Genomic DNA, 19,585 nt, shown 5'->3' with positions numbered 1-19,585 from the left:
CCGCGTCGCTGGTCAGCGTAGGCAGCCGCCGCCGAGCGCCGATATCACGGAAATTCGTGATTGGGGGGCCAATCGATCCGCCGCCGGGAGTAGTGTCCAGATCAACGATGGCCAGACCGCCGCGCCGCTCGGGCAATCTGCCGGCCGAAGCGACCAGCTTCATCGGCCGCCGCCACGAGCTGGCAGAAGTCAGGAAGAAGCTCACCGGGGCCCGGCTGGTCAGCCTCGTCGGGCCGGGCGGCGTGGGCAAGACCCGCCTCGCGGTGCGGATGGCGTCCGACCTCGGACGAGGGTTCCCCGGCGGAGCGTGGCTGGTCGAGCTGGCCGAGGTCCGGGATCCGGCGCGGGTCGGCGACACCGTGCTGGCGACCCTGGACCTGCGGGACCAGGCGGCGGCCGATCCCCTGGCCCGGCTGCAGGCCCACCTGCGCGACAAGCGGCTGCTGATCGTGCTGGACAACTGCGAGCACCTGCTCGAAGCGGCCTCCCGGCTCGTGACGGAGATCATGAAAGCCGCGCCGGGCGTGAGCGTGCTGGCCACCAGCCGGGAGCCGCTGTCGGCGCCGGGTGAGCACGTGGTGCCGGTGCCGCCGCTCCAGTTGCCCGTGGCCGGGCCCCTCGCGCTGGTCCGGCAGAACGAGGCGGTCACGCTCTTCGTGGAACGGGCCGCGGCCGGATCGGGCGCCTTCGAGCTGACCGCCGCGAACCAGGCGGCCGTGGCCGATCTGTGCCACCGGCTCGACGGCCTGCCGCTGGCGATCGAGCTGGCGGCCGTCAGGACGCGGGTCCTCACCGCCGAGCAGATCCTCGACCGGCTGTCCGACCGGTTCGGCCTGCTCACCGGCGGGGTACGGGCCGCGCTGCCCCGCCATCAGACGCTGCGCACCACCATCGACTGGAGCCACGACCTGCTGGCGGCGGGCGAGCAGGCGCTGCTGAGGCGGCTGTCCGTGTTCTCCGGCAGGTTCACCCTCGAGGACGTCGAGTCGGTCTGCGCGTGGGACGACGTGCCGCCCGAGCGGGCGCTGGACCTGCTGTCGTCGCTCGTCGACAAGTCCTTGGTGACGAAGGAGGACGCCGACACCCTGGCCTGCTACCGGCTGCACGAGACGATGCGCGAGTACGCCGGGCTCAAGCTGCGCGCGGCCGGTGAGGAGGAGGCCGTCGAGCGGCGCTGCTCCGGCTACTTCTGGTCGCGCTGCCGCCGGTTCGCGGCCGAGTCCCGGTTCCGGCTGGTCGAGTGGCTGGCGTGGATGGACCTGGAGATCGACAACATCCGGTCGGTCCTCAGGCGCTGCCTGGCCCAGGAGGACCGGTCAGGAGGGCTCGCCCTCGCCTACTTCCTCGGCTGGTACTGGATGACGCGTGCCACGAGCGAGGGCGCCCGATGGCTCGACGAGCTGCTCGCGCCCGGCGTCGGCGACCCGCGGACCCTGGCGCGGGCGTACTACATGCGCGGGTTCCTGGCCGTGCTGCAGTCCGATCCGGCCGCCGCCCGCCCGGCCCTCGAACGGGCGGTGACGGCCGCCCGGGAGGCGGACCTTCCCAGCCTGCTGTCGCAGTCGCTCTCCCTCGCCGCGATCGCCGCGAACATGGCCGGCGATCACCCGTCCACCAGGCGCCTGTCCGAGGAGGCCCACGCCGTCGCGGCGGCTCTCGACGACCTCCCGGCCACGCTCATGGCGCTGCAGTCGCGAGCGCTGAACGGCCTGGCCGACGGCGACCTGGACGACGTCAGAGCCGCGGCCTCGCAGGGCGTGCGGATCAGCCGGGAGATCGGCGACCTCTACAGCCTCGGCATGATGCTGCTGAACCTCGGCTCGGCCATGCTGATGGCCGGAGCGCTCGACGAGTCGAAGCCGCTGCTCGCGGAGGCGCTGCCGATCGCCCACCGGATCGACGACCGGGTGGCGCAGTACTGCCTGCTCGACGCCCTGGGCTGCCACGCCGCGGCCTCCGGACAGGCGCGGGTCGCGGCGCGGCTGCTCGGAGCGGCGGAGACGGTGCGCACGGGCGCCGGCGCGAGCCTGCAGCCGTACCTGACCCGGCTGGTCGCCCGGGCCGAGGAGTCGGTGACGGCGGCGCTCGGCGCGACCGGGTTCGCGGCCGAGTACGAGGCCGGCCGGCGCCTGAGCCGGGACGCCGCGATCAGGCTGGCGCTCGGCGAGCCGGCTCCCCCCGCCCCCTCCCCCGCCGACGCGGGGCCGCTCGGGAAGCGGGAGGCGGAGGTCGCCAGGCTGGTCGCCGACGGGCTGAGCAACAAGCGGATCGCGGCCCGGCTGTTCATCTCCGAGCACACCGTCGACAGCCACGTCCGCAACATCCTGAACAAGCTCGGCTTCGACTCGCGGACGCAGATCGCGGTCTGGATGGCGTCGTCCGGTCAGGCGGACCCGCGCAGCAGCACGGCCAGCGGGTCCACCGTCTTCGACTCCGGGTCGTCGGACACCGTGTAGACCCGTCCTGGGCCGTCGCCGACGGTGATCCGGTAGATCATCAGGTCGGCGCCGATCTCCCCGGACCCGCCCTCGGCCGTGGCGGCGTCGATCGCCGACAGCGCCTCGTACACCTTGGCGGCCTCCTGCTCGGGGAGGTCGTCGGTGTCGTACTCGGTGACGGTCTCCTCGATGCCGGCGAAGCCGCCGGTTCTCTCGATCTTCACACGCATGTCTGACTCGCCGGGCTCGTAGTTACTTGAACGCCTTCTTGAGGACGCTCAGTTGCGAGGCGAGGATGTCGTCGTCGGTCAGCTCGCCCTTGGTCGTCAGCTTGTCGGTGGCGATCACCTGGAACTCCGGCATCTGCATCGTGCCGCAGCAGGTCGAGCGGTCCTGCACGGCGCGCAGGCTGGCCGACGAGGTGTCGGCGGGCTTGACGTTGGTGATGTCCTTCGCGGTCTTGCCGTCGCCGGTGTAGTCGGCGTTCATGAGGTCCATCTCGCCGGAGAGCATCTCGGAGAACGGCGTCGGCGACGTCACCACCTCGCGGAAGGCGAAGCGGTTGCGGATGAAGGTCCGGTAGATGTTGGGGTCGCCCTGGGCGGCCGAGATCTGCAGCATCTGGTTGACGACGTCGGTGTAGGTGGCCTTGGTCGCGGGCGCCTTCACGATCGCCTTGAACAGCAGGTGGCACAGGTTGTGCGCGACCTCCATGAGGATCACGGTGGGGCTCTTGGTCGCGTCCTGCCTGGTGCGCTCGAATGCGTAGATGTCGGCGAGCACGTCGTAGACGCCCCCGGTGAACACCTGCGAGATCGCGTGCACCTCGTTGCTGACCTCGCTCAGCTTGAGGTCGTTGTCGGCGTTGCGCAGGCCGAACGGCCGGCCGAGCGCCTGCCCGAACTGCTCGGCCATGGCCGACAGGAACGACTTGGCATGCAGGTTGGCCTTGGTGAGCGCGACGAGCGCCTCGGCCTGGTCCGGCTGCGCCAGCGTCAGGAAGACGGCGGTCAGGTCGCCGAACGACTCGTGCAGGCCGCCCGTCTGCGGCGGGTTGTCCGCGGCGAGCCAGCCGGGCTTGAGCCCGTCGAGGATCGCGTGACCGGCCTCGTGCGCGACGATGTCCAGCGAGCGGCAGGTGAAGACCTGCTGCGTGGTGCCGGTCGGGGTGAAGAAGAGGAACTTCAGCGCCTTGGCCGACCTGCTGTAGAAGGCGTTGGCCCCGACCGCGGCGCGCGGGAAGACGGTGAGCCGGTCGAGGTTGCCGCCGGTGTTCCACGCGAACGGGATGGGCGTGCCGCCGTTGTGGCGCTCGTACATCGTCAGTGTCTCCCGGACGACCGCGTACGCGTGCGCGCAGTCGAACTCCGGCGAGTTGGGGACGAAGATGAAGTCGCCGTTGACGCTGCGCGCCACCGGCGTGGTGCCCGACAGCTCGGTGGTGAGCCGGGCGTCGGTGGGCCCGTTGAGCACCGGGCTGGGGATGAAGATCGGCCGGACGCCCAGCTCGGCGACGGTGGGGTCCTGCTTGTAGATGAGGATCCGGGGCCCGACGATCGGCGGGATCGGAATGGGGACCGGCGCCGGGGCCGCGCGCTGCGTGGGCGCCGGTTCCACCGTGAACGGCGGCTGGAGCAGTTCTTTCGTCGTCTCCGTTACGGCCGTTCCCGTGACCTCGCGGTACTCGGGGACGCTCTTCTCCCTGACTTCCTGAATGATCATCTGACTGTTCACTCCCCCGTGCTCTCGGGCGCGGCGACAATTTGGACGCGCCTTTCGAGTCCTGCCCGGAGTCGGATAATCACGTGCACATGGGACATCAAAGGTTCGATCGGACATTCCGCGGCTGCGCCCGCCGCCGCCCGGCCATGGCGCCCGCAGCGTGGGCGGCACGATCTTCTCGTACGCGGGAAGGTGTTCGACCAGCCCGGTCGCACGGTGGAAGGCACGATCGACACCTTGGACCCGCCGTCTCGCTATGACATGAGCGCCACACCTTGCCGACCACGGGCCCGGATCTTGTATCCACCAGGCGGGAGCGCTACGTATCCAATCTGTTACACGCTGTGACGGAGCTGTCCTGGAAGCTCTCCAGGCCGCACCGACACGAGGAGAACCGTAATGAAGTCGACGACACGCGGCATGCGCATCGCATCGGTCACCGGCAGCGTCGCCCTCGCCATCCTGGCTTGCGCCGCCCCGGCCACGGCGGCGGCTGCGGCCGCCGCCGGATCGGCCAGGGCCGGCGACATCTGCCTCTACACCGGGCGGGACTACTCCGGCTCGTCGTGGTGCTGGAACCCGGGCAACGGCTACGTGGACGTCCCACCGGCCCTGCACGACAACGTGGGCTCGTTCATGGCGCACGCCGACGGATGCTTCATCAACTGGATCAGCGTCCCCGACCGCAAGGAGACCCGCGTCGTCCGGGACGGCGACTACCGCCGGGTGTACAAGAACGACTTCGGCGGCAAGATCGACGCTGTGGCGCCCCGCTGCTGAGACCCTGAGCCGGGTCACGAGCCCCGGACGCACGCGGCGCGACGGGGCCGCGACTCACCTGGGGCCAGGCCGGAACAACGGTCATCCGACCGGCGGCCTGGCCCCGCGGGCACTCGCCCTCCCTGGCCACCCTGCCCCCTTTCAGGCGGCGCCGCGTGGGCGGGACGCCTCTGCCCCCAGCCGTTCGCCTCCCCCTGGGTCCTTCCTCACCCCGCCCCCGAGTGGATCGACGAGACGAGCCCTTCACGCCGCTGTCGCCGTACTTCCAGCAGGGGCACACCGCGCCGCCTCGGCACCGCCCGCCCGACCGGCGGCGCGTCGCCTATAACGTCGTTGATCCGGGGACAACACCGGGGCGCCAAAGGCCGACATTTGCCAACGGTGTAGGTTATAACCGTCAGCGACAAGACGGGATGGCGATGGGCGAATCAGCGGCCGAGCTCTACACGACGAAGGCGGACTACGCCTACCTGCGCGTCAAGGAGCTGATCCTGTCCGGGAAGCTGGCCCCCGGCTCCGTCATCGCGCAGGCGCAGCTGGCCCGCGACATCGGCATCAGCACCACGCCTCTGCGCGAGGCGCTGCGCCGGCTCAAGAGCGAGGGGCTGGTCGAGCTCGACGCCCACCGCGACGCCCGAGTCGCGGCCCTGGCCGCCGAGGAGGCCCGCGACCTGCTCGAACTCCGCCGCTCCCTCGATCCCCTGGCGATCGCGCTGGCGGCCGAACGCCGCACCAAGGCCGACATCGCCGCCATGCGCGCCGCCCACGAGGGCCTCGAACCCCTGCCCGGCAACCCCGCCTACGAGCAGCTGGTCGCCCACCGCAGGTTCCACGCCGCCCTCTACACCGCCTCGCACAACGACCTGCTCATCCAGACGCTCGACGGGCTGTGGGACAAGTCCGACCGCTACCGCCGCCTCGCCCTGGAGGTCGAGCGCGGCCAGGCGGCCCGCGACCGCAAGGCCGCCGAGCACGAGGCCCTGCTGGAGTACGTGATCGCCGGCGACGCCGACTCCGCCGCCGCCGTCATGCGCGAGCACATCGACACCAGTCTCGGCGCCCAGGCCGCCTGGCGCCTGCGCAAACACCCGAACCCGGCGGACCAGGACGGGGTAGATGCCTGAAGCCTGGCATCGGCACGCGGTCCTGCTCGCCCACTCCACCGGCACCCAGGTGATCACCTTCGTGCTGCGGCCCACCATGTCGTACCGCGCGATCGAGCTCGACGTGCCCACGGCCTGGCTCGGCGTGCTCGGCGCCAGCTTCGCCATCGCGCCGCTGCTGCTGGCCCTGCCCGCCGGCCACGCCGCCGACCGGTTCGGCGAGCGCCGCATGGCCGTGGCGGGCGCGCTCCTGCTCATCGCCTCCGCCGTCGCGTTCACCGTGTTCGGCCACACCGTCGCCGGCCTGGTCGCGGCCGGGGTCCTGCTCGGCACCGGCCATCTGGGCAGCGTCATCGCCCAGCAGGCACTGGTCGCCAACACCACCGAGCACGGCCGCCACGACACCGCCTTCGGCCACTACACCTTCGCCGCGTCCCTCGGCCAGGCCGCCGGCCCGCTCCTGATCGCCGTGTTCGGCGGCGACGGCTCCATCCCCGCCACCGGCCGCATCTTCGCCTGGTCCTGCGGCCTGGGCGTGCTCGTCCTCGCGCTGTCCGTGCTGCTCCCGCCGAGCGGCCAGGCCGGCCGGAGCCGGGCCGAGGGCGGGGACCTGCGGTCGCTGCTGCGCCTGCCCGGCCTCGCGCACGCCCTGCTGACCAGCTGCGTAGTGCTGGCCGCGGTGGACATCACGCTGGCGTACCTGCCCGCGCTCGGCACCGAGCAGGGCCTGACCGCGGGCGCCGTGGGCCTGCTGCTGACCGTTCGCGGCGCGGCCTCCATGGCCTCGCGTTTCTTCCTCGGCCACCTCGCCCGCCTCGTCGGCCGGCGCAGGCTGCTGGTCGCCAGCACCCTCGCCGCGGCCGTCGCCATGGTGCTGACGCCCGTGCCCATGCCGCTGTGGGCGCTGGCCGGCCTGCTGCTGGTGGCGGGGTTCGGGCTGGGGGTGGGGCAGCCGCTGACCATGTCGTGGCTGGCCGAGTCCGCCCCCGCCGGGATGCGCGGCCGGGCCATGTCCCTGCGCCTGGTCGGCAACCGTACCGGCCAGCTGGTCATCCCCGGCGCGGCCGGTCTCGTCGCCGCCGGCCTCGGCGCCGGCGGCGTGCTCCTCGTCACCGCGCTCAGCCTCGGCTGGGCCGGCGTGGCCGCCCGGCGGCTTCCCGTCGATCCCTAGGAAGGTTGCATCATGACCGTTGTCACCGCAGACCTGTACGACGAGCGCGGCGACGAGCTCGACTCCTGCGACCTGCAGCTGCGCCAGTACGGCGGGCGCCGCGCCTTCAGCGGCACCGTCGTCACCGTCCGGTGCCACGAGGACAACGTCCTGCTCAAGTCCGTCCTGTCCGAACCGGGCGAGGGCCGGGTCCTGGTGGTGGACGGCGGGGGCTCCCTGCACACCGCCGTCATGGGTGACGTCATCGCCGGCATGGCGGTCGCCAACGGCTGGGCGGGCGTAGTGATCAACGGCGCCGTACGCGACGTCGCCGCCCTGCGCGAGCTCGACCTGGGCGTCAAGGCCATCGGCTCCAACCCCCGCAAGAGCGCCAAGAACGGCGGGGGCGAGCGCGACGTCCCCGTCACCTTCGGCGGCGCCACCTTCCTCCCCGGCGCCGAGCTGTTCAGCGACGACGACGGGATCCTGGTCACGCGCGGATAGCCGACCGGCGTCGGCGCCTTCCGGCGGTGGGGAGACGCGGTCGGGAGATCTTGCGCCGACCGGCCGCCATGGTCGAGCCTTTCCCTCATGACCTTGGACGCGCAGACGGCGGCCGCCATCGATCGGTACTTCGCCCGTTACGGAAGGCGCCGCCGCCGGAGGCGTCCGTGAGCGGGGTGGTCGCGCACCGTTGCCTCGCTCCTACCGTCGACGGCGGGGGCGCCCGGCCGTGGCGGTGCAGCGGTTGCGGCCAGTTGTGGGAGCCGCTGCCCCCGCCGCCGGTGCGGCGGCCCGAGCGCGACGCCGACACCCCCAACCGCAGATCCGGCATAGCCGCCGGCGCCTCGATGGGAGCGCTGTGCCTGGCGTCCATAGCGGCCTCGAAGCTCCTCGCCGTCGCGCTGTGCGCGGCCGCCGTGCTGGGGCTCGTCTGGTCGTACCGGTGGGAGCGAAGCGGCTGAGGCCCGGGTCAGGGGCCCTCGACGGGCAGGAGGGGGCCGGTGAGGGGCTCGTTCCGGTCGCAGGTCAGCTCGCCGTCCCGCACCCGCAGCCGGGCGGCCTGGACCGACGAGCGGCGGCCACCGCCGGGGTGGGTGAAGTAGAAGATCACCGCCTCCTCCCCCGTCACCACGACGTCCGCGTGGTGGCCGAACCCGTCGTCGTCGGGGCGCGTGCCCGGCTCGTCGAGGATGAGCCCCCGCGGCTCCCAGACGTCGAGGTCTTCCGAGGTCAGCACCCGCTGGCCGTGCCACTCGTCGACGATCATCCAGTGCCGCCCGCCGAGCGTGAACACGTTGGGGCCCTCGTGCGCGGTGGTCGTCACGGCGGGCCCGCGGACCTGCCAGTGGTAAAGGTCGGGGCTGTCGGCGGCCCAGGTGTGCGAGCCGTCGGCCTCGTCCTTGTACCAGAGCCGGTGGCCGCCGCCGGGCAGCGGGGCCACGCAGGCGTCGATCACGTACGGGGAGGACAGGCCGAGGGTGGACCGGAACGTCCAGCGTACGAGGTCGGGGCTGGTGTAGTGGCGGATGTGGCGCTCGTGCCCCGGCCACGCGCCGGGGACGCCGCGGATGACGCTGACGTACATGTGGTAGGTCTCGCCGTCGTCGACGATCTCCGGCGCCCAGTACGTGTGCCGCCCCCATGCGGTGTCGAGCCCGTCGATCGTCCCCCGGTGGAGCCAGGTCGCGCCGCCGTCCGCCGACGACGCGACGCCGAGGTCGGTGCCATGCACCCAGCTCACGTCCCCCAGGTCCGGGGCGCTCGCGCGGCGGCTGGTGTAGACGAGCCACCAGGCGCGCTCGGCCCGGTTCCAGATCAGGGTAGGGTCGGTGGCGCCGTCGTGCATGGGGTCGCGGTAAAGCGGCCGGGAGCTCATCTGGTCCCTTCCACGTGCGGGTAGATCGTCCGCAGCACGATACCGGCACGCGAAAAGGGCACCCCTGGTCAGGGGTGCCCTTCGGGGGAAGGCGAGCTCAGTTCGCGGGGAGCTTGACCGACACCTGCTGGACGACGGGGCGGCTGTCGCGCTCGGCCCAGGCGCCGGTGGAGTAGGCGACCGGGTAGTTCTTCTTGCCGACGCCGTCGCCCCACTTGGTCACGATGTAGTCGACCTTGATGTGGCCCGCGCCGGCGACGCCGTCCACGGCCAGGGTGTCCGGGTTGAACGTGCCGCCGGTCAGCTCGGCGAACGTCTTGGCGTCCAGGTCGAGCATCACGCCGGTGTTGGAGGGGTTGCCGGGACCGCGGTCTCCGACGAAGAACGGGAGCTTCTTGCCCTTGTAGACGACGTAGCCCTCGGTCATGAGCGGCCAGCTCGGGCTGGCGGCCAGACCCTTCTGCATGGGCTTTCCGGCGGCGGGCAGTCCGGTGTCACCGGCGCGGCCGGAGGAGTCGTCCCAGAAGTACGACGCGGTGGTCGAGCCCTGGAGCACGGCCGTCTGGGTGATCGTGCTGCCGGCCTCGGCGTCAGCGTGCGCCGCGGGCGAGCCGACGGCCACGGCGGTCAGCACAGTAGCGGTGAGCATGGCGATAGAGTGCAGGCGAGCAGACATAAGCAGGCGGGGTCCTTCGTTAGACGACAGGGCATACGCTCTTGACTCACGCAGCCGGGCGGTGACGCCTCATGAGCACTGCGTGGAGCGTTGGATCCGGGGAGATGGATCCGGAGTCCGGACGAGTGGCGCCTTCCGGGTTGGTAAGGTCCAGGTCACTCGCCGGTAACGACTACCAAGCTACCCATCGAAACGGACAAAGGCAAACGAAACCCCATGAAACGGACATAGATCTACGTTTGGGGTAAAGCCTTCAGTCAGGAACGTCCCGGCAGGCCAGGCCCGCCGGGACGTACGAGAGAGCGTCAGGCGCGCCGGATCACCGCCGCGCCCAGCGGCGCCAGCTCCACCGCACCCGACACCGCCCGCCCGGTGAGCAGGTCCGTCCCCTCCCCCTCGAACGGGACCGACGCGCTCAGCTCGCCGCTGTGGTTGAGCAGGAACACGTACTCGTGCTCGTCGTCCCCCCGCACGGAGCACTCCACGTGGGAGGGAGCGTCCGGGAACGGCGACCGGACTCCCGCCGCCGACACGGCCGCGAGCAGCTCGGCGTCGAAGGCCTCCTGGTCCAGGAGGGTGGCGAAGTACACGACGCGCCCCGCGCCGAAGCGGTTCTCCACCACGGCGGCCCGGCCGGCCAGCAGGCCGTCGCCGTAGGTGGCCAGGGCCGTGCCGGTCTCCAGGTGCAGGTCGTCGCGCCACCAGGTCGAGGTCGTCCGCCGCCCGTCGGCGAACTCCACGGAGAAGACCTCGTCCGGCCGCGCGGGCCAGTACTCGTCCACCTTGGCCCCGATGAGCCGCCGGAACGCGCCCGGATAGCCGTCGGGCCGCACCCGGTTGCACTCGTCGACCACGCCGGAGAAGAACGACATGACGACCGTCCCGCCCTTCTCGGCGAACTCGGTGATCCGCCGCACTCCCTCGTCGTCGATCAGGTACGCGTTCGGCACCACCAGCACCTTGTACCCGTCCAGCGAGGACGACGCGGACACGACGTCCACCGGGAGGTGGTTCGACCACAGCGGCGTGTAGTGCCGCATGACCGTGTCCGGGTAGCTGAAGTCCTGGCGCGGCAGCCCCGCGGTCTCCTCCAGCCCCCACCAGCCGTCCCAGTCGAACAGGGCGGCGATCTCGGCACGCGAGGTCGTCCCGGCCACGGGAGCGAGCAGCTTCATCTCCCGCCCCAGGTCCACGATCTCCCGGAAGGTGCGCGAGTCCGGCCCGGAGTGCGGCAGCATCGCCGAGTGGAAGCGCTCCTGCCCGCCGCGGCCGGCCCGCCACTGGAAGAACATCACCGAGTCCGCCGCCCGCGACACCGCCTGCAGCGAGCCGAGCCGCATCCGGCCGGGCTCCTTGACGACGTTGAGCTGCCACTGGCTGACCGCGCTGGCCGCCTGCTCCATGAGCAGCCACGGCCGGCCGCCCTTGAGCGAGCGGAACAGGTCGTACTGGAAGGCCGCCGAGACGTGCGAGTCGGCGTCGGCGGGGTTGGGGTAGATGTCGAGCGCGACCGCGTCCTCCTCGGGCGCCCACTTCCAGTAGTCGGCGTGCTTGAAGAAGCGCATGAAGTTCGTCAGGACCGGGAGGTCGTCGCGGAAGGAGCGGACGATGTCCCGCTCGGCGATGTAGCACTCGAGGAGCGCGTCGGAGGTGAAGCGCTTGAAGTCGAGGCGGCGGGCGGGGTTCATCCAGGTGCGCGGGATGTGCGGCACCTCGACCTGGTCCCAGTCGGTGTAGCTCTGGCTCCAGAAGCGGGTGTACCACGCCTCGTTCAGGGTCTCCAGGTCGCCGTAGCGGCGCTGCAGCCAGCGCCGGAAGTTGACCGAGGCGGCCTCGTTGTAGGCCGTGGGCCCGTACTCGTTGGAGATGTGCCACATCGCCAGCGCCGGATGGAACGAGTAGCGCTCGGCGAGCTTGGTGGTGATGTTCGCCGCGTACTCGCGGTAAATGGGTGACGACGGATCGTAGTGCAGCCGGTTGCCGAACCCGAACCGCTCCCCGTCGGCCATGACCGGGAACACCTCGGGGTGCAGGTGCGTGAGCCAGACGGGCGGGGCCGCCGTCGGGGTGGCCAGGTTGACGCTGACGCCGTTCTCGTGGAGGAGGTCCATGATCTCGTCCAGCCAGCCGAACTCGTACTTGCCCGGCTCCGGCTCCAGGGACGCCCACGCGAAGACGCCGAGGGAGACGATGTTGACGCCGGCCTCACGCATGAGCCGGACGTCCTCCCGCCACACGGCGGGGTCCCACTGCTCCGGGTTGTAGTCGCCGCCGTAGGCGAAGCCCCCGATTCGGTTCCTGAAAGCATCCAAGCGCGACATTTCACTGCTCCTGTAGAGAGGGGAGGATCCTCGACGTGATCCCGGCGGTCGCCGCGGCCACGCGGGCCGCGCCGTCGGGGCCGGTGTCGCCGTCGGCGAAGGTGACCGCGTACCGGAAGGCCAGCGACGCCCCCGGCTCCACCGGGCGTACGACGTCGAAGAACGGGGCGGGGCAGACGCAGGCGTACATCCCGCTGCGCACGAACCACTGGACCTGCTCGGCGCCGGAGTCGTCCACGAACACGAGCGTGGAGGCCACGTCGTCCTCGTCGTGGTCGCCCGCGTAGGCGAGCCACCGGCCGCGCTCGCCCATCAGCTCGTCACCGCCCTGGCGCCCCTCCATGTAGACGCGCCCGTCGCTGAACGACCGGGGCCCGCGCCAGAACAGCCCGCCGTACCCGGCGTTGGGCCGCCCCTCGGTCGTGGGGCTGCCGATCGGCACGGTGGCGCCGGAGACGTTGGTGAACTCGGTGGCGTAGGCCAGCGTCCAGGAGTCGCGCTCGACGAGCGCGCCGAAGGTCCGCCGCTCGGTGAACCAGGGCTCGCCGGTGCTGGCCACCCACGTCAGCGACTCGCGCACGGTGACGCGGTCGTCCCCGGCGTCGATCGTGTCGAAACCGGTGTGGACGATGGCGCCGTTGTTGTCCTCCTGCACGTAGCCGCGCCCGCGCACGTACGTGACGCCGCCCCAGAAGTTCTGGGCGCCCACGTTGGGCAGGGACCAGGCGATGCCCTTGTGCCAGACGTGGTCCCAGGGGCGGTAGAGCGACACGAGGCGCCCCGAGAGGGTGCGCAGCGGGTGGAAGTACGGGCGCGGGGACTCCAGCTGCCGGTCCCACGGACCGTAGACGTACCGGAAGAGGTCCACGCCGTCGTGGGTGAGCGTCAGGCCGCGCCCGCGCTCGTCGGTGAGGCGCAGGCCCCCGGTCGGCTCGGTCATCGGTCGTCCTTTCCGGGCTCGGCGGACACGGCGGTCAGCCGCCTCTCGGAGCCGGTGATCTCGTACACGGGGCCGGTCAGGTCGACGGGCCGCCCGGCGATCGGCTCGGCGACGGAGCCGCGTACGGACAGGCCGATCTCGCCGGGCTCGACCACGCGCCTCCCGTCCCGTCCGGTGAACGCCGGCAACCTGGCCGGCACGTCGAAGCCGGCCTTCGCGCTCTCGCCGGGGGCCGGCTCGACCCGGGCGAACCCGACGAGCCGGACGACGGGCCGGGTCACCGAGGCGACCTTATCGGAGGCGTACAGCTGGACCACCTCCGCCCCGGCGCGCTCCCCGGCGTCGCGCACGACGGCCGAGCGACATGTCCGCGAGCAGCTCCTCGACCCGGTTCATACACCCCTCGCCGTCGGAAAGTTTCTGGCATACTTTCCGAAAGATTACCGTGACATTGCCGAAGGGTTACGGTAGGCTCGGGCCTGCGGCGATGTCAACAGCGCTGATCGGGTAGCGGTCTGCACCAGGTCAGCGGGCAACCTGCCGCTTTGAGGTGTTTCCGAAAGTTGCAACTCGGAGGTCCTGTGGCTCGAGCAACGCTGGCGGACGTCGCCGCCGCCGCCGGAGTGTCCGTGCCGACGGTCTCCAAGGTCCTGAGCGGGAAGAAGCACGTCTCCACCGCCACCAGGGACAAGGTGCTGGAAGCGGTCAGGGCCTTCGGATACGAGGCCCCGCGCCCGCCGAGCACGCCCCGGGCCGGCCTCGTCGACCTGCTCATAGACGGGCTCGGCTCCCCGTGGGCCCAGGTCCTCATCAGGGGGGCGGAGCAGGCGGCCGCGCGGTGGGGGTTCTCGCTCGTGGTGACCTCGTCCGCGCGGGCCGACTTCGACCTGCGGCGCTGGATCGGGATCGTGCGCAAGCGCAGCACCGACGGCATCGTGCTGGTGCTGTCGCGGGCCAACCAGGAGGAGATCGCGGCCATTGAGGAGCTCCTGCACGTGCCCCTGGTGCTGCTCGACCCGGTGGGCAAGCGCGATCCGCGCATCTCCACCGTCGGCGCCACGAACTGGTCGGGCGGCGTCATGGCCACGACCCACCTGCTGGAGCTGGGGCACACCAGGATCGGCTTCATCGGCGGGCCGCTCGACACGCAGTGCACGCTCGACCGGTACGAGGGCTACCTGGCGGCGCACCGCACGTTCGGGATCGACCCCGACCCCGGGCTGACCCGTTACGGCGACTTCCTGATCTCCGGCGGCAAGGAGTTCGGGGCCGAGCTCCTCGACCGCCCCGACCGGCCCACGGCCATCTTCGCCGGCTCCGACATGCAGGCGGCCGGCGTCTACCAGGCGGCCACCGAGCGCGGGATCCGGGTGCCGGACGAGCTGTCCGTGGTGGGCTTCGACGACTCCACGTGGTGCGAGATGATGTCGCCGCCGCTCACCACGGTCCGCCAGCCCCTCGACGACATGGCCAACGAGGCGGTCCGCCTCATCTCGGAGGAGCTGACCCATCCGCGGGGCCCGGTCGGGACGCGCATAGAGCTCGCCACCAGCCTCATCGTCCGCAGCAGCACCACGCGTCCCGCATCGTGATCGTCACCGAAGAGCTGCGCGTGTCCGCGTGGGTGCCCCTCGACGAGGTGGCCGGCCTGGAGCGGCCCGAGGTGGTGGACGTCGGCCTGGAGCTCCACCGCGTACGGCCCGGCAACGGCCGGGTGGCCTAACCGGTCAGGACGAGGGCGCCGCAGACCAGGAGGAACAGCGCCACGCCCAGGCCGCGCTGCCGCCAGGAGGAGCCCGGCGCGGTCACCAGGGCGGCGAACGGGTACGCGAGCACGCTGCTCAGCACGACCAACAGGCCAACCGAGCCGGCGGTGAGCTCCCAGAACGGCACCAGGAACAGCGGGGCCGCGAGCGCGACGTGCCACGCGGGCCGGACGCGCAGGAGATGGAGCAGCGGCCAGGCCAGCACCGGCACGAGCCAGCGCCCCATCTCCCAGGCCGCCACGAACTGCCCGACGCACCCGAAGTAGTGCCCGCACTGGGACTCGTCCGCCAGGGCGGACGCGAGCAGCGCCCACCCCAAGTGCAGGAACGGCAGGATCGCCCCGGCCACCCCCGCGACGACCACCCGTTCGGGCAGCCGCTGAGCCGCGTTCGGCGGGCCGGCATTCGCTAAGTCCATGCTCGCCAGCTTCTCATTCACGGCGCCCGGGACAAGATGAACTCCTCGTACCCGTCGGGCAGCCGCAGGCCGCGCGACAACATCCAGTGCACCCGCCCGGCCCCCGTCAGCGCGAGCGTCGCCCGGTAGCCCAGCTCGACGTCCGCCCGCCCGAACCGCCCCGCCGCCCCGGCCAGGTAGTCGTCCACCGGATCCGCGAACGTGCTCAGCGCCAGCGCCGCCAGGTCCGCCCCGACGGGCGCCGCGCCGAGCGTGGCCCAGTCGAGCGCCACGGTCGTGTCGCGTGCGGCGATCAGGTTCCCGTCGGAGAAGTCGCCGTGCGTCAGGACGACCGGCAGCCGGGCCAGGGCTCCGAGCAGTTCGTCCTGCCGCCGCCACAGCCGGGCCACCCGCGGGTCGGCGTCCACGGGGGTCCACTCGCCGGCCGCGAGCCGCTGCGCGAGCTGGTGGCCGGCCAGCCACGGCACGTCGGGCACCGCCGCGGCCGCCTGCCAGGCTCCCAGCCTGCGCGCCGCCGTCCGGGGCGACTCGGGCCCGCCCTCGACCTCAGCCAGGTAGACCACGTCGCCCACGACACCATGGCAGCGGGGCGCGGCCAGCCCGGGCCCGGCGGGGAGCAGGCCGCTCCGGTAGGCCAGGGGCTCACGCCGCCAGTACGCCCAGTGACGGGGATCACCGGCGTACGGGGCGTGCCGCCCGCCGCGCAGGGGCCGGACCTCCTTGCGCACGACGCGGAACGCCACCTCCTCGCCGTCGCACCGGGCCACGCCCGACAGCCGGGTCACGGCGCCGGTCGCCGCCCCGGTGCCTGCCCCGATCGGCTCGGCGCGGCACGTCACCACCGCCCCGCCCGGCCGCCCGAGAACGTCGGCCAGCACAGGCTCGGACAGCACAGGTTCGGCCGGCACGGGCTCGGGCAGCACGTCGGTCACCCGGCGGCGAGCCAGGCGTCCACCTCCGCGCGGAGCCGCGTCTTGACGGGATCCGGGGCGAAGGACGCGTTGATCGAGGCCCGGGCCAGATCCGCCAGGTCCTCGTCCCCGTACCCGAACACCTCCCGCAGCCGGGCGTACTCGTCGGCCAGGGCCGTCTCCCCGTCGGTGTTGATCGTGACCACCAGCCCCGCCTCCCGAAGGCGGGGCAGCGGGTGCTCGGGCAGGGAGGGGACCAGGCCGAGCAGGACGTTGGAGGTGGGGCAGACCTCCAGCGGGGTCCCGCGCTCGCGTACCTCGGCCACCAGCTCGGCGTCGTCCAGCACCCGGATGCCGTGCCCGAGACGCTCGGCGTGCCCCAGGTGGAGCGCCTCGCGGATGCTGGCGGCCCCGGCGGCCTCGCCCGCGTGGTGCACCAGGTGCAGCCCCGCGTCCCTGGCCGCGTCGAACACCTCCGCGAACGGCGCCAGCGGGTGGCTCTCGTCGCCGGCCAGCCCCAGGCCGATCACCCGGTCGTAGCTGCCGGCCAGCTTGAACGTGCGCCACAGCCGCTCCACCGGCCGCCGCCTGGAGTGGTCGAGCAGCACGTTGTACTCGATCCCGTAGCGGGCGGAGCCCTCGGCCATCCCTTCGAGCACCGCCTCCAGCGGCATCTCCGGCTCCCCCACCCGCTCCCCGTGGGAGGCGGCGGTGAAGGTCACCTCGACGTAGCGGGTGCCCTGGGCGGCCTCGTCCTCGCAGAACTCCACCGCGATCCGCCGGAAGTGCTCGGGGGTGCGCAGCAGCTCCCGCACCCGCGCCCGCTCGTCGCCGAACTCCCTGAAGCTCGTGAACAGCTCGCTGCGCTCGGGCCTCCCGCCCAGCTCGCGCACGGTCCCCGGCCGAACGGTGCTTTCCAGGTGAACATGCAGGTGGGCCTTGGGCAGAGCCCGTACGTCTCTCACGTCCCACACATTATGGGAGGGCCCGGGGCATATGCAGCCGGATATTCCCCGGGCGATCAGCCCTTGGTGATGCGGATCTTCGACTGCTTGTGCGGCCCGCGCTCCCAGTCGTCCATGAACGTCGCCCGCAGCCCGTACCTGGCGGCCAGCGCCACGAGCGTCTCGGTGCGGTAGTAGAAGTCCTCCCGCAGCACCTGGTGCTCCTTGCCCTCGGTCCGGTCGAAGGTGAAGTCGAACCAGGCGGCCGGCTTCATGACCCGCCCCACGTGGGCGAAGCACTCCTCGATGACGTGCAGCGGCGAGTGCGAGAAGACGCTGTGCGCGTGGACGACGTCGAAGTGCTCGCCGGGCAGGAAGGCGAAGCGCAGGTCGCGGACGGGCGTCAGGTGGGGCAGCTTGTGGTTGAGCCCGTGTTCGACGAGCGTGTCCTGGGCCGCCATGAGGATGTCGGGCGAGATGTCGATGCCGTAGTAGTTTCCGGTGTGCAGGTAGTCGATGAACAGCCGACCGGCGCGCAGGTTGCCGCACCCGATCTCCAGCATCCGGCATTCCGGCTTGAGCCCGTGCTCCACCAGGTAGTCGAACTGCATGCGCCCCAGCGCCAGCCACCGTCTGTGCGTGTGCGAGCCGACCGCGCCCTCGGGATCCCGCGCGGTGTCGGACTTCATGACGGCCCGGTAGTAGGCGACGTGGTCACGCGTACGCAGCCGCAGCCAGGTGTCGCGGGCCAGCCGCCGCAGGTGGGGCGCGATCCGGTCCGGGTTCTTGACCGCGTACGTGAGTTGGTGGACCAGGCTCGATCGGGAGCGTTTCACCCCTGGGAATCTAGGACACCCCTCCCCGCCCCCACAGGCCCGTGGCGACAGTCTTGGGTATCCGTTTGCGCAGCCTTTCAGTCACGGGTCAGCTCAGGTAGTCGCGCAGCGCCAGGGACCGGGACGGGTGGCGGAGCTTGGACATCGTCTTGGCCTCGATCTGCCGGATGCGCTCGCGGGTGACGCCGTAGACGCGGCCGATCTCGTCGAGGGTCATCGGCTTGCCGTCGTTGAGGCCGTAACGCATGCTGATCACGCCCGCCTCGCGCTCGGAGAGCTGGTCGAGCAGGGCGTGCAACTGCTGCTGGAGCAGGGTGAACGAGACGGCGTCGGCCGGGGAGACGGCCTCGGTGTCCTCGATGAGGTCGCCGAACTCGCTGTCGCCCTCCTCGCCCAGCGGGGTGCTCAGGGAGATCGGCTCGCGGCCGTAGCCCTGGACCTCGATGACGCGGTCGACCTCGAGCTCGCACTCCTTGGCCAGCTCCTCGGGCGTGGGCTCGCGGCCGAGGTCGGTCTGCAGGCGGCGCTCCATCCGCGCGACCTTGTTGATCAGCTCGACCATGTGCACGGGGATGCGGATCGTCCGGGCCTGGTCGGCCATGGCCCGGGTGATGGCCTGCTTGATCCACCACGTCGCGTACGTGGAGAACTTGTAGCCCAGCCGGTAGTCGAACTTCTCGATCGTCCGGATCAGGCCCAGGTTGCCCTCCTGGATCAGGTCGAGGAAGAGCATGCCGCGGCCGGTGTAGCGCTTGGCGATGGAGACGACCAGTCGCAGGTTGGCCTCCAGCATGCGGCGCCTGGCGCGCTCACCGTCCTCGACGATCCACTCCAGGTCGGCGCGTAGATCGGCGGGCATGCACGGCTCGGTGTCGAGCCGCTCCTGGGCGAACAGCCCGGCCTCGATCCGCTTGGCCAGGTCGATCTCCTGCTCCGCGGTGAGCAGCGGCACGCGGCCGATCTCCTTCAGATAAGCCTTGACCGAGTCGGCGCCGACGGCCGCGCCACCGCCGGCGACGTTGTCGTCGAGTTCGAGAACCTCTGCTGCTTCGGACAAAACACACTCCTCGCTCGCTTTGGACGCACGACGCTTTAGCGTGGGGACCTACGACGTGGGGGCTGGAACCATCGGCACCTCGGCTCTGAGGGAACGGCGAAAGCGGGAGACCGGCAGGTCGCCTCTATCCAAACTACCCAACGGGGCCCGGTAAGTGGCCCCAGCCGACCGGCATTCGGCGAGCGTGTCAGCGGGTCAGGGACTCCACGTAGGCGGCGGCCTCCGTCAGCAGGCCGCGCCAGGCCTCCTCGTCGGGCGTCCGCAGCGCCACCCACTCCCGCATCCGCCGGGCGGCCATGACCATCTCGTCGGCCGCGCCCTCGCCCACCAGCTCGGCCGCCCGCGCGGCCGGGAGCTTGACCACGACCCGCTGCTCCTTGGAGAAGAAGGCGAACACCTTGCCGTTGACCTTGAGGCCCTCGGAATGGAACATGCGCCCCAGGCTCACCTCCGGGCGGACGAGCTGCTCGGAGACCAGATCGTCGTAGAGCTCCCGGGCGGTTGACATGCGATGCTCCCTTCCTCGACGCCGGCGAGGGCCATGAGGCGCGCCCCCTCGGCGGCCGGCTCCGCCGGCACGCCGTTCTCAAGGTCCCACATGCCACCGACAGTTCCGCCGACGAGGAAGGTCCCGCAGCCGCGGG

General features: G+C 71.7%; 20 protein-coding genes and 1 pseudogene. 8 read left to right on the top strand and 13 right to left on the bottom strand.

What is annotated here, in order from left to right; translation table 11 throughout:
* Nucleotides 1-92 precede the first annotated feature (92 nt).
* The gene (locus tag ACIBQ1_RS33425; protein ID WP_397283285.1) at nt 93-2,456 is read left to right on the top strand and encodes a LuxR C-terminal-related transcriptional regulator; all 2,364 of its coding nucleotides are present in this window, start codon (nt 93-95) and stop codon (nt 2,454-2,456) included.
* Here the strand turns inward: ACIBQ1_RS33425 and ACIBQ1_RS33420 are convergent.
* Complete coding sequence (locus ACIBQ1_RS33420) at nt 2,384-2,668, bottom strand: protealysin inhibitor emfourin (protein ID WP_397283284.1); 285 nt, start codon at nt 2,666-2,668, stop codon at nt 2,384-2,386. The two genes, ACIBQ1_RS33425 and ACIBQ1_RS33420, sit on opposite strands and share 73 nt — an antisense overlap.
* A 22-nt stretch (nt 2,669-2,690) precedes the next feature.
* Nucleotides 2,691-4,160: a hypothetical protein gene (locus ACIBQ1_RS33415; RefSeq protein WP_397283283.1), complete on the bottom strand. Its 1,470-nt coding sequence runs from the start codon at nt 4,158-4,160 to the stop codon at nt 2,691-2,693.
* A 399-nt stretch (nt 4,161-4,559) separates the two neighbouring features.
* Between ACIBQ1_RS33415 and ACIBQ1_RS33410 the strand changes: the two genes are divergently transcribed.
* The 5 genes from ACIBQ1_RS33410 (at nt 4,560) to ACIBQ1_RS33390 (ending at nt 8,158) form a co-directional block, all read left to right on the top strand.
* Nucleotides 4,560-4,940 (top strand): peptidase inhibitor family I36 protein, encoded by a 381-nt coding sequence (locus ACIBQ1_RS33410; RefSeq protein WP_397283282.1) that lies wholly within the window; start codon nt 4,560-4,562, stop codon nt 4,938-4,940.
* Nucleotides 4,941-5,359: 419 nt separating this feature from the next.
* Complete coding sequence (locus ACIBQ1_RS33405) at nt 5,360-6,064, top strand: GntR family transcriptional regulator (RefSeq protein ID WP_397283281.1); 705 nt, start codon at nt 5,360-5,362, stop codon at nt 6,062-6,064.
* Nucleotides 6,057-7,214 carry an MFS transporter gene (locus tag ACIBQ1_RS33400; protein ID WP_397283280.1) on the top strand — a complete coding sequence of 386 codons (1,158 nt, stop codon included), beginning with the start codon at nt 6,057-6,059 and terminating at the stop codon, nt 7,212-7,214. The genes ACIBQ1_RS33405 and ACIBQ1_RS33400 overlap by 8 nt, the downstream gene beginning before the upstream one ends.
* Nucleotides 7,215-7,226: 12 nt before the next feature.
* The gene (gene rraA, locus ACIBQ1_RS33395; RefSeq protein ID WP_397283279.1) at nt 7,227-7,697 is read left to right on the top strand and encodes a ribonuclease E activity regulator RraA; all 471 of its coding nucleotides are present in this window, start codon (nt 7,227-7,229) and stop codon (nt 7,695-7,697) included.
* A 167-nt stretch (nt 7,698-7,864) separates the two neighbouring features.
* The gene (locus ACIBQ1_RS33390; RefSeq protein WP_397283278.1) at nt 7,865-8,158 is read left to right on the top strand and encodes a hypothetical protein; all 294 of its coding nucleotides are present in this window, start codon (nt 7,865-7,867) and stop codon (nt 8,156-8,158) included.
* An 8-nt stretch (nt 8,159-8,166) separates the two neighbouring features.
* On the opposite strand, the gene ACIBQ1_RS33385 is transcribed toward ACIBQ1_RS33390, so the two are convergent.
* The 5 genes from ACIBQ1_RS33385 to ACIBQ1_RS33365 form a co-directional block, all read right to left on the bottom strand.
* On the bottom strand, nt 8,167-9,072 hold the full coding sequence (locus tag ACIBQ1_RS33385) for a hypothetical protein (RefSeq protein ID WP_397283277.1): 906 nt from the start codon (nt 9,070-9,072) through the stop codon (nt 8,167-8,169).
* Nucleotides 9,073-9,169: 97 nt separating this feature from the next.
* On the bottom strand, nt 9,170-9,721 hold the full coding sequence (locus tag ACIBQ1_RS33380) for a hypothetical protein (RefSeq protein WP_397283276.1): 552 nt from the start codon (nt 9,719-9,721) through the stop codon (nt 9,170-9,172).
* Between the two features lie 332 nt (nt 9,722-10,053).
* Entirely contained in the window at nt 10,054-12,069 is a 2,016-nt protein-coding gene (locus ACIBQ1_RS33375) for a beta-galactosidase (protein WP_397283275.1), read from the bottom strand.
* Between the two features lies 1 nt (nt 12,070).
* On the bottom strand, nt 12,071-13,009 hold the full coding sequence (locus ACIBQ1_RS33370) for a PmoA family protein (protein ID WP_397283274.1): 939 nt from the start codon (nt 13,007-13,009) through the stop codon (nt 12,071-12,073).
* On the bottom strand, nt 13,006-13,359 hold the full coding sequence (locus tag ACIBQ1_RS33365) for a fibronectin type III-like domain-contianing protein (protein ID WP_397283273.1): 354 nt from the start codon (nt 13,357-13,359) through the stop codon (nt 13,006-13,008). The genes ACIBQ1_RS33370 and ACIBQ1_RS33365 overlap by 4 nt, the downstream gene beginning before the upstream one ends.
* 231 nt (nt 13,360-13,590) lie before the next feature.
* On the opposite strand from ACIBQ1_RS33365, the gene ACIBQ1_RS33360 reads away from it, so the two are divergent.
* Nucleotides 13,591-14,601 carry a LacI family DNA-binding transcriptional regulator gene (locus ACIBQ1_RS33360; RefSeq protein ID WP_397283272.1) on the top strand — a complete coding sequence of 337 codons (1,011 nt, stop codon included), beginning with the start codon at nt 13,591-13,593 and terminating at the stop codon, nt 14,599-14,601.
* Complete coding sequence (locus ACIBQ1_RS33355; protein WP_397283271.1) at nt 14,598-14,732, top strand: hypothetical protein; 135 nt, start codon at nt 14,598-14,600, stop codon at nt 14,730-14,732. The genes ACIBQ1_RS33360 and ACIBQ1_RS33355 overlap by 4 nt, the downstream gene beginning before the upstream one ends.
* Here the strand turns inward: ACIBQ1_RS33355 and ACIBQ1_RS33350 are convergent.
* The 6 genes and pseudogenes from ACIBQ1_RS33350 to ACIBQ1_RS33325 all read right to left on the bottom strand — a co-directional run bounded on the left by ACIBQ1_RS33350 (nt 14,729) and on the right by ACIBQ1_RS33325 (nt 19,449).
* Nucleotides 14,729-15,193: a hypothetical protein gene (locus tag ACIBQ1_RS33350; protein WP_397283270.1), complete on the bottom strand. Its 465-nt coding sequence runs from the start codon at nt 15,191-15,193 to the stop codon at nt 14,729-14,731. The two genes, ACIBQ1_RS33355 and ACIBQ1_RS33350, sit on opposite strands and share 4 nt — an antisense overlap.
* 17 nt (nt 15,194-15,210) lie before the next feature.
* Nucleotides 15,211-16,125 (bottom strand): phosphotransferase, encoded by a 915-nt coding sequence (locus ACIBQ1_RS33345; protein WP_397283269.1) that lies wholly within the window; start codon nt 16,123-16,125, stop codon nt 15,211-15,213.
* A complete protein-coding gene (add, locus tag ACIBQ1_RS33340; RefSeq protein WP_397283268.1) occupies nt 16,122-17,069 on the bottom strand; it encodes an adenosine deaminase in 948 nt (315 codons plus the stop codon). Before add ends, ACIBQ1_RS33345 begins: the two co-directional genes overlap by 4 nt.
* 56 nt (nt 17,070-17,125) lie before the next feature.
* Nucleotides 17,126-17,884 (bottom strand): class I SAM-dependent methyltransferase, encoded by a 759-nt coding sequence (locus ACIBQ1_RS33335; RefSeq protein ID WP_397283267.1) that lies wholly within the window; start codon nt 17,882-17,884, stop codon nt 17,126-17,128.
* Nucleotides 17,885-17,972: 88 nt separating this feature from the next.
* A pseudogene (locus ACIBQ1_RS33330) lies at nt 17,973-18,953 on the bottom strand (RNA polymerase sigma factor); the annotation flags it as partial.
* A 175-nt stretch (nt 18,954-19,128) separates the two neighbouring features.
* Nucleotides 19,129-19,449 (bottom strand): hypothetical protein, encoded by a 321-nt coding sequence (locus ACIBQ1_RS33325; protein ID WP_397283266.1) that lies wholly within the window; start codon nt 19,447-19,449, stop codon nt 19,129-19,131.
* Between the last annotated feature and the right edge of the window lie 136 nt (nt 19,450-19,585).

The organism is Nonomuraea sp. NPDC050153, assembly GCF_044460125.1.
Taxonomy (GTDB): Bacteria; Actinomycetota; Actinomycetes; order Streptosporangiales; family Streptosporangiaceae; genus Nonomuraea.
This window is presented reverse-complemented; position numbering and strand designations above follow the sequence as displayed.

What these genes read in the sequence shown, in the direction of transcription:
- ACIBQ1_RS33420 (WP_397283284.1), bottom strand. Translation starts at nt 2,668, where the DNA reads ATGCGTGTGAAGATCGAGAGAACCGGCGGCTTCGCCGGCATCGAGGAG.
- ACIBQ1_RS33415 (WP_397283283.1), bottom strand. Translation starts at nt 4,160, where the DNA reads ATGATCATTCAGGAAGTCAGGGAGAAGAGCGTCCCCGAGTACCGCGAG.
- ACIBQ1_RS33410 (WP_397283282.1), top strand. Translation starts at nt 4,560, where the DNA reads ATGAAGTCGACGACACGCGGCATGCGCATCGCATCGGTCACCGGCAGC.
- ACIBQ1_RS33405 (WP_397283281.1), top strand. Translation starts at nt 5,360, where the DNA reads ATGGGCGAATCAGCGGCCGAGCTCTACACGACGAAGGCGGACTACGCC.
- ACIBQ1_RS33400 (WP_397283280.1), top strand. Translation starts at nt 6,057, where the DNA reads ATGCCTGAAGCCTGGCATCGGCACGCGGTCCTGCTCGCCCACTCCACC.
- rraA (WP_397283279.1), top strand. Translation starts at nt 7,227, where the DNA reads ATGACCGTTGTCACCGCAGACCTGTACGACGAGCGCGGCGACGAGCTC.
- ACIBQ1_RS33385 (WP_397283277.1), bottom strand. Translation starts at nt 9,072, where the DNA reads ATGAGCTCCCGGCCGCTTTACCGCGACCCCATGCACGACGGCGCCACC.
- ACIBQ1_RS33380 (WP_397283276.1), bottom strand. Translation starts at nt 9,721, where the DNA reads ATGCTCACCGCTACTGTGCTGACCGCCGTGGCCGTCGGCTCGCCCGCG.
- ACIBQ1_RS33375 (WP_397283275.1), bottom strand. Translation starts at nt 12,069, where the DNA reads ATGTCGCGCTTGGATGCTTTCAGGAACCGAATCGGGGGCTTCGCCTAC.
- ACIBQ1_RS33370 (WP_397283274.1), bottom strand. Translation starts at nt 13,009, where the DNA reads ATGACCGAGCCGACCGGGGGCCTGCGCCTCACCGACGAGCGCGGGCGC.
- ACIBQ1_RS33350 (WP_397283270.1), bottom strand. Translation starts at nt 15,193, where the DNA reads ATGGACTTAGCGAATGCCGGCCCGCCGAACGCGGCTCAGCGGCTGCCC.
- ACIBQ1_RS33325 (WP_397283266.1), bottom strand. Translation starts at nt 19,449, where the DNA reads ATGTCAACCGCCCGGGAGCTCTACGACGATCTGGTCTCCGAGCAGCTC.